This is a genomic window from Variovorax sp. dw_954 (genome assembly GCF_018449755.1).
Classification (GTDB): Bacteria; Pseudomonadota; Gammaproteobacteria; order Burkholderiales; family Burkholderiaceae_C; genus Variovorax.
On the sequence record NZ_JAAVVD010000028.1, the window covers coordinates 82,625 to 98,798 of the forward strand.

15 protein-coding genes are annotated in these 16,174 nt (G+C 65.3%); 5 read left to right on the top strand and 10 right to left on the bottom strand.

From position 1 onward, the window contains the following. Nucleotides 1-11 precede the first annotated feature (11 nt). Together HB681_RS31390 and HB681_RS31395 are read right to left on the bottom strand one after the other, a co-directional pair. Nucleotides 12-1,412: an LLM class flavin-dependent oxidoreductase gene (locus HB681_RS31390; RefSeq protein ID WP_213958803.1), complete on the bottom strand. Its 1,401-nt coding sequence runs from the start codon at nt 1,410-1,412 to the stop codon at nt 12-14. Nucleotides 1,413-1,445: 33 nt separating this feature from the next. Next, on the bottom strand, nt 1,446-2,426 hold the full coding sequence (locus tag HB681_RS31395) for a tripartite tricarboxylate transporter substrate binding protein (RefSeq protein ID WP_213958804.1): 981 nt from the start codon (nt 2,424-2,426) through the stop codon (nt 1,446-1,448). Nucleotides 2,427-2,583: 157 nt separating this feature from the next. Between HB681_RS31395 and HB681_RS31400 the strand changes: the two genes are divergently transcribed. The 3 genes from HB681_RS31400 (at nt 2,584) to HB681_RS31410 (ending at nt 5,066) form a co-directional block, all read left to right on the top strand. Further along, nucleotides 2,584-3,543, top strand: a complete 960-nt coding sequence (locus tag HB681_RS31400) for a LysR family transcriptional regulator (RefSeq protein WP_213958805.1) — start codon at nt 2,584-2,586, stop codon at nt 3,541-3,543. 99 nt (nt 3,544-3,642) lie between these two features. Beyond that, nucleotides 3,643-4,746: a flavin reductase gene (locus HB681_RS31405; protein ID WP_218628358.1), complete on the top strand. Its 1,104-nt coding sequence runs from the start codon at nt 3,643-3,645 to the stop codon at nt 4,744-4,746. Beyond that, a complete protein-coding gene (locus HB681_RS31410) occupies nt 4,743-5,066 on the top strand; it encodes a 3,4-dihydroxy-2-butanone-4-phosphate synthase (RefSeq protein WP_213958806.1) in 324 nt (107 codons plus the stop codon). Before HB681_RS31405 ends, HB681_RS31410 begins: the two co-directional genes overlap by 4 nt. Nucleotides 5,067-5,158: 92 nt before the next feature. On the opposite strand, the gene HB681_RS31415 is transcribed toward HB681_RS31410, so the two are convergent. From HB681_RS31415 to HB681_RS31425, 3 genes are read right to left on the bottom strand one after another with little or no spacing between them, the layout of a single operon-like run. Beyond that, entirely contained in the window at nt 5,159-6,154 is a 996-nt protein-coding gene (locus tag HB681_RS31415) for an Ldh family oxidoreductase (protein WP_213958807.1), read from the bottom strand. Nucleotide 6,155: 1 nt separating this feature from the next. After that, a complete protein-coding gene (locus tag HB681_RS31420; protein ID WP_213958808.1) occupies nt 6,156-6,830 on the bottom strand; it encodes an NAD(P)-binding domain-containing protein in 675 nt (224 codons plus the stop codon). After that, the gene (locus HB681_RS31425) at nt 6,827-8,428 is read right to left on the bottom strand and encodes an AMP-binding protein (RefSeq protein WP_213958809.1); all 1,602 of its coding nucleotides are present in this window, start codon (nt 8,426-8,428) and stop codon (nt 6,827-6,829) included. Before HB681_RS31425 ends, HB681_RS31420 begins: the two co-directional genes overlap by 4 nt. Nucleotides 8,429-8,679: 251 nt before the next feature. On the opposite strand from HB681_RS31425, the gene HB681_RS31430 reads away from it, so the two are divergent. Beyond that, entirely contained in the window at nt 8,680-9,657 is a 978-nt protein-coding gene (locus tag HB681_RS31430) for a tripartite tricarboxylate transporter substrate binding protein (protein ID WP_213958810.1), read from the top strand. On the opposite strand, the gene HB681_RS31435 is transcribed toward HB681_RS31430, so the two are convergent. Further along, entirely contained in the window at nt 9,644-9,817 is a 174-nt protein-coding gene (locus HB681_RS31435) for a hypothetical protein (protein WP_213958811.1), read from the bottom strand. The genes HB681_RS31430 and HB681_RS31435 overlap by 14 nt on opposite strands. 74 nt (nt 9,818-9,891) lie before the next feature. Here HB681_RS31435 and HB681_RS31440 point away from each other — a divergent pair, with 74 nt between their 5' ends. Further along, nucleotides 9,892-10,863, top strand: coding sequence for a LysR family transcriptional regulator (locus HB681_RS31440; protein WP_213958812.1), 972 nt, complete (start codon nt 9,892-9,894; stop codon nt 10,861-10,863). Nucleotides 10,864-10,886: 23 nt separating this feature from the next. Here HB681_RS31440 and HB681_RS31445 read toward each other — a convergent pair whose 3' ends face one another. Genes HB681_RS31445 through HB681_RS31460 form a run of 4 tightly spaced genes read right to left on the bottom strand, consistent with a single transcriptional unit; the run spans nt 10,887 to nt 16,168 of the window. Continuing rightward, on the bottom strand, nt 10,887-12,119 hold the full coding sequence (locus HB681_RS31445; protein WP_213958813.1) for an acetyl-CoA hydrolase/transferase C-terminal domain-containing protein: 1,233 nt from the start codon (nt 12,117-12,119) through the stop codon (nt 10,887-10,889). Further along, nucleotides 12,116-13,354, bottom strand: a complete 1,239-nt coding sequence (locus tag HB681_RS31450; RefSeq protein ID WP_213958814.1) for a CoA transferase — start codon at nt 13,352-13,354, stop codon at nt 12,116-12,118. Before HB681_RS31450 ends, HB681_RS31445 begins: the two co-directional genes overlap by 4 nt. Next, a complete protein-coding gene (locus HB681_RS31455; protein ID WP_213958815.1) occupies nt 13,347-14,987 on the bottom strand; it encodes an acyl-CoA dehydrogenase family protein in 1,641 nt (546 codons plus the stop codon). Before HB681_RS31455 ends, HB681_RS31450 begins: the two co-directional genes overlap by 8 nt. Continuing rightward, entirely contained in the window at nt 14,984-16,168 is a 1,185-nt protein-coding gene (locus HB681_RS31460) for a hypothetical protein (RefSeq protein ID WP_213958816.1), read from the bottom strand. The genes HB681_RS31455 and HB681_RS31460 overlap by 4 nt, the downstream gene beginning before the upstream one ends. Between the last annotated feature and the right edge of the window lie 6 nt (nt 16,169-16,174).

The following is a 16,174-nucleotide window of genomic DNA, read 5'->3' on the forward strand; positions in this document are numbered from 1 at the left end:
AGGCTTCTTTGTCATACTGCTTTTGCCTTCTGCGCCAACAGAGCGTCTTGCGCGCGACGCCAGTCACGAGGTTGAGGACGCTTCAATCCAAGGTTTTCGCGCAGCGTGTCACCGCCGTACTCCTTGCGGAAAAGGTCGCGGCGTTGCAATTCCGGCACAACCAGACGAACGAAATCTTCGTAGCTCCCTGGCGTGTGCAAGGCTTGGATCACGAAGCCGTCGCAAGCACCGTTGAACCACTCTTCCATCTGGTCGGCAACTTGTGTGGGTGTGCCGACGAAGTTCGGACCTTCCGCGACAGTGCCGCGGCCCGAGGCTTCCACGAAATCCCTGACGGAAGGGTTCTTCTTGCCGCTCTTGGCAATCACCTTGTCGCGCAGGCCGTGCCAAGAGATCGAAGCGAGCTCTTCATCGGAGAACGGCTTTTCGTAGGGACGCGCAGCGAAATCGACGTTGAGGACTTCGCACAGCAGGGCCAGCCCGTCGAAGGGGCGTGCAGTCGACATGGCCAAGGCCAGCTTGTCCTGCGCATGAGCCTCTGACTCGCCGACCACGAACTTGACCGCGGGTGCGACCTTGACCTGCGCCGGGTCGCGACCCGCTTCGGCAATTGCGTTCTTGAAGTAAGCGTATTGCTTCTTGCCCACCTCGAGGTTGGGGTAGGCGGCAAAGACGAGTTCCGCCCAGCGTGCGGCAAACGCCATGCCGCGTCCGCTCGAGCCGGCCTGGAGGATCACCGGATTGCCCTGACGCGAACGCGGCACCGGAAGCGGGCCCTTTGATTTGAAGAATTTTCCGGAGTGATCAAGCCGGTGCACCTTGTCCGGATCCGCGAACCGGTCGTTCGCCTTGTCCAGGATCAACGCGTCGTCCTCCCAGCTGTCCCAATGGCCTTGCACGACTTCCATGAATTCATCGGCGCGGTCATAGCGCAGGTCATGTTCCAGATGCTCGTCGCGGCCGAAGTTTGCAGCTTCCGAATCGTTGAGCGAGGTCACGACGTTCCACGCCATGCGCCCCTTGGTCATCAGGTCGAGTGTCCCGAACAGGCGCGCCACGTGAAAGGGCTCGTAGTAGGTGGTGGAGTAGGTAGCGCCCAGTCCGAGCTTGGTCGTTGCGGCGGCCATGGCCATGAGAATCGTCGACGGGTCCATCTTCACGCAGCGAACGCCGTGGGCGACCGTCTCGCGGTGATCGTCGCCATAGATGTCTGGCATTGCCAGGCGGTCGTCGAAGAAGGCCATGTCGAACTTGCCGTCTTCCAGCGTACGGGCGATGCGCTGGTAGTACTCCGGCGTCATGAAGTCGCTCATGCTCGCGGGATGGCGCCACGAGCCGACGTAGTTGGTGCAGTTCTGCGCCTGCATGAAGGCGATCAGACTCATCTGCCGCGAAGGTGGGTTGTTTTTCATGGAATGTGTCCTTGCTGTGTGGAGTGGATGTATTCAGTCGACGCGTGCGCCTGAGGCGACGACGGCCTTACCCCAGCGCGCGTGCTCCTGAGCGAGATAGGCTTGGAGCTGCGGCGGTGGTCCGCCGAGCGCGTAGCTGCCAGTCGAGACGAACTGATCGAGCACGACGGGGTCCTTGAGGGCCGCGTTCACAGCCGTGTTCAAGCGCTGGACGATGGGTGCGGGCGTGCCCTTGGGTGCAAGGATCGCGGACCACGGCATCGCCTCAAAACCGGCTAGGCCTTGCTCGGCCAGCGTGGGCAAATCCGGCGCCGCTTCGAAGCGCTTGAGCGTGGCGATGCCCAGCAGCTGGATACGCCCGCCCTTGACCATTGCCAGCACCGCACCCGCCGTGTCAAAGGCCACGTTGACCTGACCGCCCATTACGTCGGTGATCATCGGCGGCGAGCCTTTGTAAGGCACGTGAAGCAGCTCGATGCCGGCTTCCTTCTTGAGCATCTCCATCGCGATGTGGCCGGTGGTGCCGTTGCCGCTTGAGCCGTAGCTCAGTTTTCCAGGGCGCGATTTGGCCAACGCGATCAGCTGCTTCAGGTTCTTGACCGGCGAGTCCACGGACGTGAACAGCACCAGCGGCGACGCCGAGACGGACGCCACTGGCTCGAAGTCCTTGATGGGGTCATAGGGCAGCTTCTGGTAGAGCCAGGGGTTGATCGCGAGCGTGCCGGTCGATCCCATCAGCAGTGTGTAGCCGTCGGCTGGCGCGTTCTTTACCGCCTCGTGCGAAATGATGCCGGCAGCGCCCGGACGGTTGTCGACGAAGACGCTACGCCCGAGCGTCTGCGACATACTTTGCGCGATGCGCCGGGCGCTCGTGTCGGTGCTCTGTCCCGCGGGAAATCCGACGATGAGCCGGATGGGTCTGTCTGGATAGTCGCCGGCGAGGGCGGGTTGCCATGTCGCGGCCAGCGATGTCGCCGCCATTGCCGACAGGCAGAAGTCTCTGCGATTGACCATGATTTTGTCTCCGAGGTTTGTCTGTCCCCGCCCCTTGGCGCATCTTTGTGCGGGCCCTATCGGCTTTTGGAGCGTGCATCGATTGTTCGGCGCGAGCTCTGCACAAACAAATCGAGAAGCGCTATATTCTTATAAATTGACTCTATAAGTAATCACGATGCCTCGTTCATTCATCTCGACTGAACTCCGCCGTGAAATGCCCCATGTCCCTGTGACGGCAGGACTCGAATTGATTGAGTTGCAGACATTCATCGTGGTGGCCAAGGCGCGCAGTTTCAGTGCCGCCGCGCAACAGCTGCACGTCACGCAGCCGACCATCACCGGCCGGATCCATCGGCTAGAGGCCTCGCTGGGGGCGCAGTTGTTGCGTCGCACGACCCGTAAGGTCGAAACCACGGAAGAGGGCGAGCGGCTTCTCGAGGAGGCAGTGAAGACGCTTGAGGGCCTTTCGCGATTGGTCGACGGGTTTCGCAAGAACGCACGCAGTGGTCGCCAGCGGGTGGTGGTGGCTGCAACGCCGACGATCGCAGCGCTGCGCCTGCCTCCGATCATCCAGGCCTATGCCGAGCGCTACCCGGATGTGGAAGTCGAGCTTCTCGACCTTCAGTACATGAACGTGCTCGCTGCCATTGACGATGGGCGGGCCGATCTGGCGGTGCTGGCATACGAGGGCACAGACAAACGCTATCGCTTCACGCCGCTCTGGCACGATGACATGGTTCTTGTTGCCCCCAAAGGTCATGCATTGGCCCGACGCAAGAGCGTGAACACCAAGGACATGTCCTCCATCGCGCTCATGGTCGTGGACCAGTACCAGGGCGTGCGTGCGCGCATCGCTGCCGCACTGCAGGCTCAAGGCCTCGCGCTGCCTGCGTCCAAGGTCGTAGGTAACCTTAATACGCTGCTCGGCATGCTCGATGCGGGCATGGGCGTGACGTTGCTGCCCCGCTCCGTGTCCTCGCGAGGCAGCGTGGCCAAGCACGCGCGCATCGAGATCGAAGGCGTCGACATGACACGCACCTTTGGCATTGCGACGGCGCGCAGTGCAAACCCGGGCGCGTCAGTACAGAGTTTCATCCGTTTTCTGCGTCAGTCAGACCTGCATCCGCAGGTTTGATTCATCAAGCTAAATTATCAATTCATAGCGACAGATGAATTGTTGAATAGGCGCTCGTTTCCTAGACTCTCTGCATCGACAAGCAGATGGAGACAACACATGGAATCGATCGCAGCATTCGAAGCACGGCAACTACGCGACGTGCTCGGCACGTTCGTCACGGGTGTCACCGTGATCACCACACGAGACGGCAACGGGGTGGCACACGGCGTGACCGCCAACTCTTTCAGTTCCGTGTCGCTCGACCCGCCACTCGTGCTGTGGAGCCAATCCCTATCTTCGCGCAGCTACGGCGCATTCCATGACAGCGACCATTTCGCGGTTCACATCCTGGCAGACGACCAGATCGAGGTGTCGAATCACTTTGCGAAGTCGCGCGACGACAAATTCAGCGGCGTCGCACACGGGCGAGGCATCGGCGACGTACCGCTTCTGGACGGTGCGGCCGCCCATCTGGAGTGCGTGAAGGTCGCAGAATATCCGGGCGGCGATCACGTTGTCTATGTGGGCCGCGTCGAACGCATCGCGCAGTCTGGGCGACGTGCGCTGGCATTCGGAGGCGGCAAGTACATGGTCGCCTACTCACACGATCTGGGCCCCACTGCGCTGCGCCTGGGCACCTCGAAACCAGCCGATCTTCAAGCCATCAAGCTTGCCACCGATGCGCTGCCAGCCGTCTCGACGCGCCTCGGAGAACACACGCTGTGCCTGGCCGTGTGGGGCAACCATGGACCGACCGCGGTGCACTGGGAGCCGTCGAAGCAACCTGTGAGCGACCAACTCAGGCCCGGGCTCGTGATGAGTATCACGCGCTCCGCCACGGGACGCGCTTTCGCGGCTTTCCTGCCAGCCGAGATGACGAAGCACCTCATCGATGAAGACCTTAGGGTGTCGACCGCCACGCATGGCAGCATCGCCGAGTGCCGCGCCGCGTTCGATGCGACGATGGTTGAGACGCGCAGCCACGGGTTGGCACGAGCCATCGGCTCGACGCCCTCCCCGATCCACCAGGTTGCCGTCAATGCGTTCAGCGCGCCGATCAGGAATGCCGAAGGGCACATGGTCATGGCGCTGTCGGTGACCTCCAACGCCGACCGATTGACATCCGACTGGGACGGAGATGTTCCACGCGAGCTGTCCCTCGCGGCCGCCGAAATCTCAACGCAGATTTCCAGGGCACAAGACAGCTCGGAGGCAGCATGAACGCAAATCATCTCCAACAGGCGTTCCCCGACGACGTGGCGCTTGACTATGTCTTGGATGAAGTCAAGACGGCGATCGCCGCTATCGCGCGTGGCGAGTTCGTGCTCGTGGTTGACGATGAACACAGAGAGATCGAGGGCAATCTCATCATCGCTGCTGATGCCTTGACGCCCGCACACCTGGCTTCATGGTGCGCCGGCCGCGCGGGCTCATTCACGCCGCCTCTGGGATTTCAACGCAACTCGGCTATGCGGCCCCTTCGCTGTAGCTTGGGCGGCGATTGCCACTCTCAAGAAAGTGTTCATGAATCAACTCGATAAGTTTTCATCGCCCGGTTCGCAACGTTGCGGACTCGAAGCTAATCGCATTGCCTTTGTCGAAGCACAATGGCTGCCCTTGCGATGGCAATTCCTCAAGCCCCATCCGCTTTCGCAATGGCCTTTTGCAGCGCTTGCACGACCAGGTCCGGCACATCGATGTGACCTGCGTCCATGCGACGACGTCGGATCTCAATGGACCGTTCGAACGGCACGCGCACCGGCTGCGCGGGATCCACTGGACGGGTCGCGCGAAGTTCTGCGGCAAACGTGCTGACTTGCTCGCAAAATTCCTGAGTCGAGCCGAAAAGTTGAGGGTCTACCACCAACAACAGGAAGCCGCAGTCCGTCAGCCGTGGCGCCGCGTTGTCCTGGCCGGCCAGCATGCCCAACAGTTGCACCGACATGGCCAGGCCCGAGCCCTTGTGGCCGCCCCACACCGCGATCGCGCCGCGCAACGCGGCGGCCGGATCCATCGTTGGTCCGCCGTCCTGATCAAAGGCCTGGCCTTCCTGCAAGCGTTCGCCGAGGCGGTCCTTCAGCACGACGTCGGCCATCATGATCGAGGACGTGCCGATGTCCCAGATCACGGGCGCGTTGGTCGACGGGAAACCGAATGCGATGGGGTTTGTGGAAAAGCGGCGCTGGGTACCGCCGTGCGGTGCGACGAGGGGCGCCCCACTGCCGGCAGCCATGCCGACGAAACCTGCCTGCGTGACCCTTTCCAGGTAGTAGGAGAACATGCCGGTGTACCAGGTCTTGGAAGCGCCGACGATCGCCACGCCGGTCTGCTTGGCCTTCTCGATGGCGATGTCGGTAGCGCGTTGGGCCACCAGGTAGCCCACCTGGTAGCCGCCGTCGAGATGTGCTGAGGCTGGCGAGTCACGCAGTACGGAAATCGGGCGGCGAGCGGGTGCGGTGCGCAGGTGTTCCACGATCGAGAGGCAGCGCGCGAGCCCGCCGTATTCCAGGCCGCGCAGCTCCGAATCGATGAGGTGGTCTGCAATGGTGTGCGCCTCCTCGGCCGTGTGACCATAAGCCGCCATGCTGTCGCGCGCGAGTTGGCGCGCCTCTTCGATGCTCATCCTCATGTCATCGCTCCATCGTGTCGCGGTGCCATGAAAACAGCGGCACGAAGCTGTCCCGCCGCGTGCCCGCCAGCGCTGCCTCGAGTACGGCGCGGCCCAGCGGTACACAGTAGACAGGACGCGCACGCTCGAAGCGCCAGCCTTCGCTCAATGCGCCGCAATCCAGAGGATCAAAGCCGAAGGCGTCCACCAGCGACGCCGCAGTTGCGCGGGCTTCCGCGTCATCGCCTGCGAGCGGCAGCGCCCTGCGACCAGGCGAGCCCGCGGGCAGGCCCTGCTGCTCCAGGTCGTCGGCCAGGATGGCGTTGAACGCCTTGACGATCCGTGCGCCATGAAGGTGGGCGGCGACCATCTCACTGGTCGTTGTGCGGCCCTCATCAAGATCGGGATGCTGGCCATCGCGCTGCGGGTAGTAGTTGTTTGCGTCCAGTACCACCTTGCCGCGCAACGGCACTGCGGGAACCGCCCGGAAGTGGCAGAACGGGAGGGCGAGCGCGACCACCTCGCCGAACGCTGCAGCCTGCTCCGGCGTGCCTGCCTGACAGCGGAGTTCAATTGCTGCGTCGCGCAGGCTGTCGGCTCCGCGCGAGTTGCTCAGCATGACCTCGTGGCCACAGCGTACGCCATGTGCCGCCAAGGCGCGTCCGATGCGGCCAGCGCCGATGATTCCTATCTTCATGCCATGCTCCTTTTCGTTTCCATGTTTGTATTTGGCTTGTCGGCCAGGCTGTCCCACGCGTCAATCGCGGGCACTGTCTGCATCAGAACGTGGCGCTCGATCTTGGCCGAGCCCGTCTTCGGTAGTGCCGCACGGAATTCGATGTAGCGCGGCACCATGAAGCGCGGCAGGCGCTCGGCCAGCCACGCGTGCAGCGTTGAGGGTGTCAGGGCCGGCGCCTCTCGCATGGCGGCTACCAGATACACGTCATCCTCGCCGTCGCCCGCCGGCACGCCCAGCACCGCACATTCGATGAGGGCTGGGTGTTGGGCCGCCATCGACTCGACCTCGTAGGCTGAGATGTTCTCGCCGCGACGGCGGATGCGCTCCTTCTTGCGGCCGGCGTAGGTGTACCAGCCTTCGTCGTCGCAGCGCATCAAGTCGCCGGTGCGGAACCACAGGCCGCGGTAGCTGTCAAGCGTGGCTTGAGGCTTGTTGACGTAGCCCTGCATCAGCACGCCGGGCACGCGCGGGCGCAGGAGCAATTCACCCGGCACGCCCGCTGGCACGGGACCGTCGTTCTCATCGACCAACCGGACCTCCCATTCGGCGCCAGGTTGGCCGCAGGTGCCCAGCTTGCGTTCCGGGAAGTGGGTGTAGATGGTCAGGCCCACTTCGGTCATGCCATGGGCCTCGACCAGGCGCACGTTGAAGCGCTCCTCGAACTCCAGGTCGTGGTGGGCGTTGAACATGACTCGCACCCGGTGGTCACGGTCCCTTGGCGAAGGATCGCGGCGCTTGAGCACGGGAGGGATGGTGAAGATGGTCGTGCTGATGGTGGCGCCCGACACACGCACATCGTCCCAGAAGGTGGTGGCTGAGAAGCGCGGCGCCAAGTGCACTTGTGCGCCCAGGGCGAGAGCGGGCAGCGTAGCCATGGAGCGTGACATGCCGTGAAACAGGGGCAGCGGCGAGAACACCTTGTCGTCTGCGCGCATGCCCACCGCGTTGACGAAGGTCTGCACTGTCTGGAAGGCCAGCGAATTCGGCAGCATCACGCCCTTGGACGGGCCGGTCGTGCCAGAGGTGTAGCAAATGAAGGCCATGTCATCAGGCCCGGCCTGCGAGACCACGGGTGGTCCGGGCGTCGCTGCCACCGCGGCCCAGTCAAGGCAGTGGATGCCCTCGGGCCGGGCGCCGTCGCCGCACACGATCAGCGTTGCCAGCGCGCCGCGGCGCGCCGGCGCCAGCGCGGCAAAAGCGCCGGCCAGCGTCGTGCTGGTGACCGCCACCCTGGCGCCCGCATCCTGCGCCACATAGGCCAGCAGATCGCCCGTGTACGCAGTGTTGACAGGCACCGTCACGGCGTCGAGCAGTGCGATCGCGAACCAGGCCAGGATGAACTCGGCCGAATTGTCCAACATCACCATCACCGGTTCACCGCGCCGCACGCCTGCGCTGCGCAGTCCGCGGGCAACGGCCTGGCTGATTTGGTGGACTTCGGCGAAGGACCAGGTCCGTCCGTCGACAGTGAGGAAGGGGTTGTTGCCGGAAACCAGTGCGCGCGTGGCCAGCACGCGGCCCAGCACACGGTCTTCATGGGGTATCAGGTAGGGCATATGGGGTGTCTCGGATAAGCGGCGGCGCGGAGGACTGTGCGTTACAGCGTGGTGCAGTGTAGAAACGGGGTCTGCCATTGCGCCAGCAGCAAACAGTCATCACGGACATACCGAACTCGCATGACGGATTTGTCAGTACCAACGATCCGATGCATCCATACCGTATCGACATGCCCAGCATGCTCCGGGCATGCTAGTGGGCGGGCTGCAATGTTTCTAGAGTTGATGCACCCATCCCTCTGGAGACAACAATGAACGAGAACCCTCCCTTGCGCGCACGCCGCCTGGTGCTGCTCACTGCCTTGGCCCTGCTGGCAGCGCCCGCTGTGCAGGCCCAAGCCTGGCCTTCCAAGCCGCTGCGCCTGGTCGTTGCTGCTGGTGCGGGCAGCAGCGTGGAAGTGTTCGCGCGGCTGCTGGCCGACCGGCTGTCGCGGTCGCTTGGTCAGCCCGTCGTTGTGGACCCGCGTCCGGGCGCCAACGGCACCATTGCCGGCCAAGTAGTGGCGACAGCCAAGAATGATGGCTACACCCTGCTGTTTGCCGGTAATTCCGCGCTGGTCATTGCGCCGCTGATGGCCAAGAACCTGCCCTATGACGGTGAAAAGAGTATGGTGGCCGTCGCGCCTGTTTCCCAAGTTCCACTGGCGATCGTCGTGCCTTCGGCCAGCCCGATACGCAGCCTGCAAGAACTGTTGACTCAAGCAAAGGCTCAAGAGATGTTTTTCGCGACGCCGGGGGCGGCATCGCTGTCGCGGCTGATTGGCGAAAACCTCAACGAGAAGGCCGGCACGCGCTTGGTTAACGTAGCGTTCCCGAGTTCCGGCCCCGCTCACACCGATGTGATGGGCGGCCGCATCCCCGTGCTAATCGACGGCTTGGGTGGCGTTGCCCCACACGTCAAGAGCGGCCGGATGCGCCTGCTCGCAGTGTCCACGGCAACACGCTTCAAGGAATTCCCCGATGTGCCCGCCATTGCCGAGGTGGTGCCAGGACTGATCGCGCCCGGCATCAACTCGGTCATGGCGCCGGCCGGCACGCCGGTAGAGGTTCTGGACCTTCTCAATCGCAGGATCAACGAAGTTACCAGCGACCCGGCCATCGCAGAGCGTTTCCTCGGCTTGGGGGGCGAAGCGATCCGAGGTTCGCGCGAGGACCTGGACAAGCTCCTTCGCGAGCAGCGCAGCACGTTCCGCCGGCTGATACAGACGGCCAACATCAAGGAAGAATGAGCGGAAGCAGCACCATGTCTGCCACCGTCCATCCGGTATTGCCAATCGCGGCGACATCGACAGCGTTGATGCACAGATCCACCTCGCACCGATTCTTCGAGCTTCTGCAGAAGACCGGCTGAAGGCGGAAGTCCCAAGGCGGCGCATGGAAGCGATTCATGCGCCGTCCGCGCTGCGCGGCTACTATCCCGCTCCGGGCACTGGTCACAGGCCCTGCATGGAGCGACGAGACAAATGGCTGAATATTCCCTGCCGGCACATGCCGACGTGCTGGACCCCGACCTGCTGACCGTGTTCTGCTGGGTCGCACAGACCCGCAACTTCTCCCGCGCCGCCGATCGGCTCAACACCTCGCAGCCTGTGGTCACGCGCAAAGTGGGAAAGCTCGAGGAGCAGCTCGGCGTCCAGCTGTTCGTGCGGACCAATCGCGGCTGCGACCTGACGCAGGCCGGCGAAATCCTGGCCTCACGCGCGCCGGCGGTGCTGTTGCAGCTGTCCCAGCTTCGCGAAGAGGTCGGCCATGCGGCACACGTCGTGTCGGGCACGCTGTCGATCGGCGTGACGCATCTGGCGGGCCAGGTCATGGTGCCGCAACTGCTACCGTTGATTGCCGAGCGCTGGCCGCTCCTGCGGGTGAACATGGTCGACGCAGACAGCCGCGTCCTGTGTTCTCGCCTGCTGTCGCGCGAACTGTCTCTCGCGGTCTGCTATGACCCGCCGACGGATGACGAACTGATCTGCAAGCCGCTCTTCATGGAGAAACTTCATCTGGTCGGCGTGCCAAGCGATGAACTCCGGCGCCTGATGAGCCCTACCGTGCGAGACCTCGCGTCCCTTCCGCTGGTGTTGCCGAGCGGCCCGCAAACGATCCGCGTGCTACTGGAAGACGCGTTCGCCGAGATCGACATGCCTCTGCGCCCGCTCTACGAGGCGACCACGGTGAACCTGTTGCGCGGCATGGCGCTGCAGGGCACGGGCTACACCGTGCTGTCAATGGGGAGCGTGGCCGACGACGTGGCGGCCGGCAGGTTGATGGCCGTGCCGCTGGCCGACAAGGGCATGTCGCTCGGCCTCACGCTGGTCAGCACGCGTCATCAACTTCAACTGCGCAACGTGCAGCTCATGTACGACTTCGTCCATTCCGAAATCATGAGCGTGGTAGAGCGGGGCCTGTGGCCGGGTCGGCAGGGGAACGCGGTAAGTTGACGACGCAGGGGCAGCCGCCAGCCTCAGGGGGCTGAGGGGGCGCACGTGTCCAGCGCATCACGATGTTCCGGCGCGGCGATCTCCAGCATGCGTCGCCGGCGCGCAGCCAGTCCGAGCCCGCGCAGGTCCGCGACGCCGTACTCGGTGACGAAGATGCCGGCGTCACAGCGAGGCGTGGTGACCGGCCCCGAAAGCGTCGACACGATACGGCTGCGCGACATCGCCGTTGCCGGCAGCGCGATGATCGAAAGGCCGCCGCGGCTGCATTGCGCAGCACGTATGAAATCCGGTGCGCCGCCAACCGCACCCACGTAGTCGCCCATCGCGACCTCTGCGTTGACCTGGCCGGTCAGGTCGACCTCGATCGCCGAGTTGATTGCGACGAAGCGCTCGACGCGGCGAAGCACCTCGCCGCCGTGCGTGTAGTCGCTGCCCCGCAGTTGCAATGCAGGGTTGCGGTTCGCAAAGCGATACAGGCGCTGCGAGCCCATCAGCATGCCCGCGATGCCGACGCCCGCATCGATGGACTTGCGCGCGCTGGTGAGCGCGCCGCATTCCATGAGCTCAGCCACGCCGTCGCCGATCACGCCGGAATGCAATCCGAGATCGCGCCGGTCGGCCAGCAACGGCAGCACTGCATCGGGAATGCCGCCCAGGCCGAGTTGAAGCGTCGCACCGTCCTCGATCCATCGCGCGACGTTGCGTGCGATCGCCAAGCTGGTTTCGGAGGGCGGCGCCGGTGGGTTCTCGAGCGGCGGCAGCGTGGCCTCGACCAGCAGGTCGATCTCGTGGGCTTGCAGCGTTCGTGCACCGTGGGTCCAGGGCACGTCCGCATGGCATTCCGCGATGACCACGCGCGCTGTCTCGAGCGCTGCGATCAGCAGGTCGTTCGCAATGCCCAGGCTGTGCCGGCCGTGCGCGTCGGGCGGCGAGACCTGGAGCAGCACCACGTCGACCTGGAGGTCGCCCGCACGCAGCTGGCGCGGCAGCTGCGAATAGGGGCAGGGAAGGATGTTCAGCACGCCGGCGCGCGCGAGTGCGCGATTGCCGCCGGCGCCGCAATAGCTCACGAAGTCGAAGGCATCCGCGTGCTCGGGCTGCAGCGTCCGGGAAAGGTCAATGCCCAGGACGAGGCGCAGACGCGCCAAGGCGTGCCGCTGAGCGACCAGTGCCTGCGTCAACGTGCGCGGCTCGGCATTGGCCTGTCCCCAGAGAACGGTGTCACCGGGGCGCACCCAGCGCGCGAGATCGATCATGCGTCTGCCTGCCCGACGATGCCGCGCTCCAGCAGCCCGCCGAACGCCGCGCTGTCGATGCCGAGTACTTCTGACAGCACCTGCGCCGTGTGTCCGCCGAGCCGGGGTGCGGGACCTGGCGCGACGCGCTTGATGCCCGAAAAATTCAGCGGCAGGCCGGGCACGAGGCTGCGGCCGATGCCGGGCTGCTCGACGTGCGAGAACATCGGATTGGCCGTCGAGCACGCCGGATCGGACTGCACGAGTTGCGTCACGGTCTGGTATCGGGTCCAGCACACGCCGTGGCCGTCGAACGCATCCGCCACCTGCGCGAGGTTGCGGCCGGCCACCCAGGGCGCGACCAGCGCCGCAATGTGTTCGCGGGCGCGGAAGCGATGGCCTTCCTCGTCGAGATCGAGGCCCAGGCGTGCCGCCAGTTCGGCAATCGCCGTGCCGATGGCGGTCGCCTTGCAGAGCGAGCGCCATTGCTTGCCCGTCAGCCCGACGACCATGACGCGTTCTCCGTCGGCGCAGACGAAGTCGCGGCCGAAGGCTCCGTACAGGTCGTTGCCGACACGGGGCCGCTGGAAGCCGCGCTCGGCCTCGGCAATGAATCCCAGGTGGCCGATGACCGACAGCGCCACGTCCTCGAGCGCGAGCCGCACGTGCTGGCCATCGCCGGTCGCACGCCGGTGGCGCTCGGCCGCCAGGATGCCCATGGCCGCCATGTAGCCGGTGCCGATGTCCCATGCGGGCAGCACATGGTTGACCGGCTGTTCTGCGCCGCCATGGCCTGTGAGGAAGGGCAAGCCGAGGCGCGGGTTCACGGTGTAGTCGACCGCCGATCCGCCATGCCGGTCGCCCGAAAGCGTGAGCTGGATCAGGTCTGCTCGGTGCGCGCGCAAGGCCTCGTAATCGAGGAAGCCGCGCGCCGGAAAGTTGGTCAGCAGCATGCCGGCATCGTCGCCCCGTGCGCAGATCAGCGCCATGGCCAGTTCGCGGCCCTCGGGCTTCGTGAAGTCGATCACTACCGAGCGCTTGGACTGGTTCAGTCCGGCCCAAAACAGGCTGGTGTTGTCTTCGGTCACCGGCCAGCGCCGGTAGTCGAGGCCACCCCCCGGCGGGTCGATGCGAATGACATCGGCGCCGAACTGCGCGAGCGTCATGCCGCCCAGCGGCGCCGCGACGAAGGCCGAGGCCTCGACGATGCGCAGCCCCTTCAGCACCGGCAGTACGCCGGTCGAGTTCTCAGGCATCGACCGTCTCCAGCGCCTGTTCGAGAAGGCTGCGCGCGACCACCTTGAGCGCCAGAGTCTCTTCTGCGCCTTCGAATATCGACAGCACCCGCGCGTCGACGAAGTAGCGGCTGACGGCAGTCTCTTCCGCATAGCCCATGCCGCCGTGAATCTGCAACGCCTCGCGCGTGATGGCCTCGGCCGAGCGGCAGGCGAAGAGCTTGACCAGGCTGGCTTCCATGCGGCCCTGGCCCGCCTCGAGCATCTCGCCCACCGCATAGGTGAGCCGGCGGCATGTCGCGAAGCGCGCGGCCATGCGGGCCAGCTTGACCTGCGTCAGCGTGTAGTCCGCCAGCGGTGCGCCGAAGACCTTGCGGTCGCCCGCATACGAGGTGGCTGCCTTCAGCGCCGCGCGCATCACGCCGCAGGCGCGCGCCGCGGTCTGCATGCGGCCACCGACCATGCCGGCCATCGTGAAGTAGAAGCCCTTGCCAAGCGCCTTCTCCTCGCCGATCACGCGGTCGTCGGCAACGAAGAAGTCTTCGAAGGACAGGTCGAAGGAGTGCATGCCGCGGTAGCCGATGGTGGGAATGGCCTTGCCTGAGAGGCGTCCACCACCAGGCTGCACGTGGGTGAATTCATGGGTGTCGAACGAAGGCTTCTCGACGAGCAGCAGGCTCAGGCCGCGATGGCCCAGCGTGCGGTCCGGGTCGGTGCGCGCGACGACCATCAGCAGCCCCGCCTTGCCGGCGAAGGTGCACCATGTCTTGCTACCGTTGAGCAGCCAGCCGCCCGTGGTCTTGGTGGCCTTGAGCGACAGCGATGCGACGTCGGATCCGTAGTCCGGCTCGGTGATGGCGATCGCGCACAGCGGTTGGCCGACGGCAATCTGCGGCAGCCAGTGGGCTTTTTGCGCCGGCGTGCCGCCGGTCATCAGCGCGCGGGCCAGGATCTCCGGCCGCGTGATCAGGCTGCCGGCGGCGGCGAGCGAGGCTTCGGAGAGCGCTTCGGTCACGGCGATCATCACGATCGCGTTTTCCTTGCCGTCGGGCGCGGTCCCGCCGAGCGATTCCGGGATCGAGAGGCCGAACACACCCATCTCGCGCATCTGCTGCAGCAGGGGCTCGGGCACGGTGAGGTCGTGGCGGTGGATCTTCTCGGCCATCGGCGCCACGGTGTCGGCAGCAAAGCGCTGGAAGGCGGCCTGCGCCATCGCGGCGTCTTCATGCAGCAGCACGTCGCCGACATCGCCCCCGACGCGGGACACGCGGCGGCCGATATCCGCCGCCACGGTGTGGCTCGCGGCTTCCTTCCGGCAACGTGCGAGTGCAGGCGAGGTCATCACGGCGTGGACTTCGGATACATCCAGTCCGGCGTCGCTGAACACCGTGTCGAGACGCGCAAGCACCGCCGTGACGGCGTCGGCCGCAAAGAGGCGGGCCAGGGCGGGTTCAAGTCCTTCGGTGGACTCGGTGGCCTTCACTGCCGTTTCCGCGGCGAGCAGTTCCGCCGCTGCCAACGCCAGTTCGTAGCACAGCGGCTGGTACAGGTCGAGCCGGTGTGCGTCGAGCGAGCCATCGACGGCGCACAACCCCGCCACGCCACACACGCTCGTCTCGAACAGCGCACGAACCTGCTGGAGCAAGGCGTTCATGCGGCAGCTCCCAGAATCAGCGCGCTCTTGTGGCCACCGCCGCCGCCGCTCGTCACCAGACTGTGGCGGACGTTGGGCACCTGCATGGTCGAATCGCCGCGCGCCTGCCGCACGGCCTCGATCACCAGGTTCAGGCCGTGCAGGTAGGCCTCGGAGTGCATGCCCCCGGCCGTGTTGACTGGAAGCCGGCCGCCTTGCCGCAACGCACCGGACTCGATCATGGCCGCCGCGCCGCCTTGCTCGCACAGGCCGTAGTCTTCGAGCGCCATCGGGATCAGGCCGCTGAACGCGTCATAGAGCTGCGCGACGTCGATGTCGACCGGCGTCAGTCCGGACTGCGCATAGATGGCCTTGGCCACCTCGCGCGAATTGATCGTCGGATAGTCCGCCAGCGGCATGTTGTGCGAGCCCATCGGTCCCAGCGACCAACGCTCCCCGCTGGCCTGCGCCGCCGCCAGGATCGGGACGGCAGGGCGGCCCAGCTTGTCGGCATGCTCGCGGGTCGTCACGATCACCGCGCAGGCGCCATCGGTCTCGAGGCAGCAGTCGTAGAGGCGGAAGGGGTCGGCGATCATGCGCGACGCGAAGTAGTCGTCGGTCGAGAGCGGCTTGCCGCGCATCACGGCGCGCGGGTTGACCTGCGCATTGGCGCGCGAGTTCGTCGCCAGTTCGGCCAGGTGCGCCGATCCGGTGCCGCGCTCGTGCATGAAGCGGCGATAGGTCAGGGAGGTCATGAGACCCGGCGACATCAGGCCGAACGGGCCGACGTAGGAGCCCCACAGCGGCCGGTCGCGGAACTGGCCGTAGCGCTGTTGGCCGTCGCCCTGGCAGATCGACCGGTAGGCGACCGCGAACTGCGACTGGCCGGTCGCCACCGACATCGCGGCCAGCATGACGGAGCCGGAGCACCCACCGCCGCCGGCGCCCCAGACGATCGAAGCAAAGCGTTGCGCAGGCGCGGCGAGCGCGGTCTGGACGACCGCCGGTTCATTTTTCTCGAAACCGAAGGAGCTGAATCCATCGAGTTGGCGGGCCTCGATGCCGGCGTCTACGGCGGCCTTCCGAATGGCGTCGATGCAGAGCGTCAGCTCGGGCGTGTCGCTGTGGCCGCCACGCTTTCGATATTCGCTTTCGCCGACGCCGACGATGACGGGTTGCAGCCTGCGGGGCCAATCGGGCATTGGGAA

Coding starts and splice junctions, on each gene's coding strand:
- HB681_RS31390 (WP_213958803.1), bottom strand. CDS start 1,412: ATGAAAAACAACCCACCTTCGCGGCAGATGAGTCTGATCGCCTTCATG.
- HB681_RS31395 (WP_213958804.1), bottom strand. CDS start 2,426: ATGGTCAATCGCAGAGACTTCTGCCTGTCGGCAATGGCGGCGACATCG.
- HB681_RS31400 (WP_213958805.1), top strand. CDS start 2,584: ATGCCTCGTTCATTCATCTCGACTGAACTCCGCCGTGAAATGCCCCAT.
- HB681_RS31405 (WP_218628358.1), top strand. CDS start 3,643: ATGGAATCGATCGCAGCATTCGAAGCACGGCAACTACGCGACGTGCTC.
- HB681_RS31410 (WP_213958806.1), top strand. CDS start 4,743: ATGAACGCAAATCATCTCCAACAGGCGTTCCCCGACGACGTGGCGCTT.
- HB681_RS31415 (WP_213958807.1), bottom strand. CDS start 6,154: ATGAGGATGAGCATCGAAGAGGCGCGCCAACTCGCGCGCGACAGCATG.
- HB681_RS31420 (WP_213958808.1), bottom strand. CDS start 6,830: ATGAAGATAGGAATCATCGGCGCTGGCCGCATCGGACGCGCCTTGGCG.
- HB681_RS31425 (WP_213958809.1), bottom strand. CDS start 8,428: ATGCCCTACCTGATACCCCATGAAGACCGTGTGCTGGGCCGCGTGCTG.
- HB681_RS31430 (WP_213958810.1), top strand. CDS start 8,680: ATGAACGAGAACCCTCCCTTGCGCGCACGCCGCCTGGTGCTGCTCACT.
- HB681_RS31435 (WP_213958811.1), bottom strand. CDS start 9,817: ATGAATCGCTTCCATGCGCCGCCTTGGGACTTCCGCCTTCAGCCGGTC.
- HB681_RS31440 (WP_213958812.1), top strand. CDS start 9,892: ATGGCTGAATATTCCCTGCCGGCACATGCCGACGTGCTGGACCCCGAC.
- HB681_RS31445 (WP_213958813.1), bottom strand. CDS start 12,119: ATGATCGATCTCGCGCGCTGGGTGCGCCCCGGTGACACCGTTCTCTGG.
- HB681_RS31450 (WP_213958814.1), bottom strand. CDS start 13,354: ATGCCTGAGAACTCGACCGGCGTACTGCCGGTGCTGAAGGGGCTGCGC.
- HB681_RS31455 (WP_213958815.1), bottom strand. CDS start 14,987: ATGAACGCCTTGCTCCAGCAGGTTCGTGCGCTGTTCGAGACGAGCGTG.
- HB681_RS31460 (WP_213958816.1), bottom strand. CDS start 16,168: ATGCCCGATTGGCCCCGCAGGCTGCAACCCGTCATCGTCGGCGTCGGC.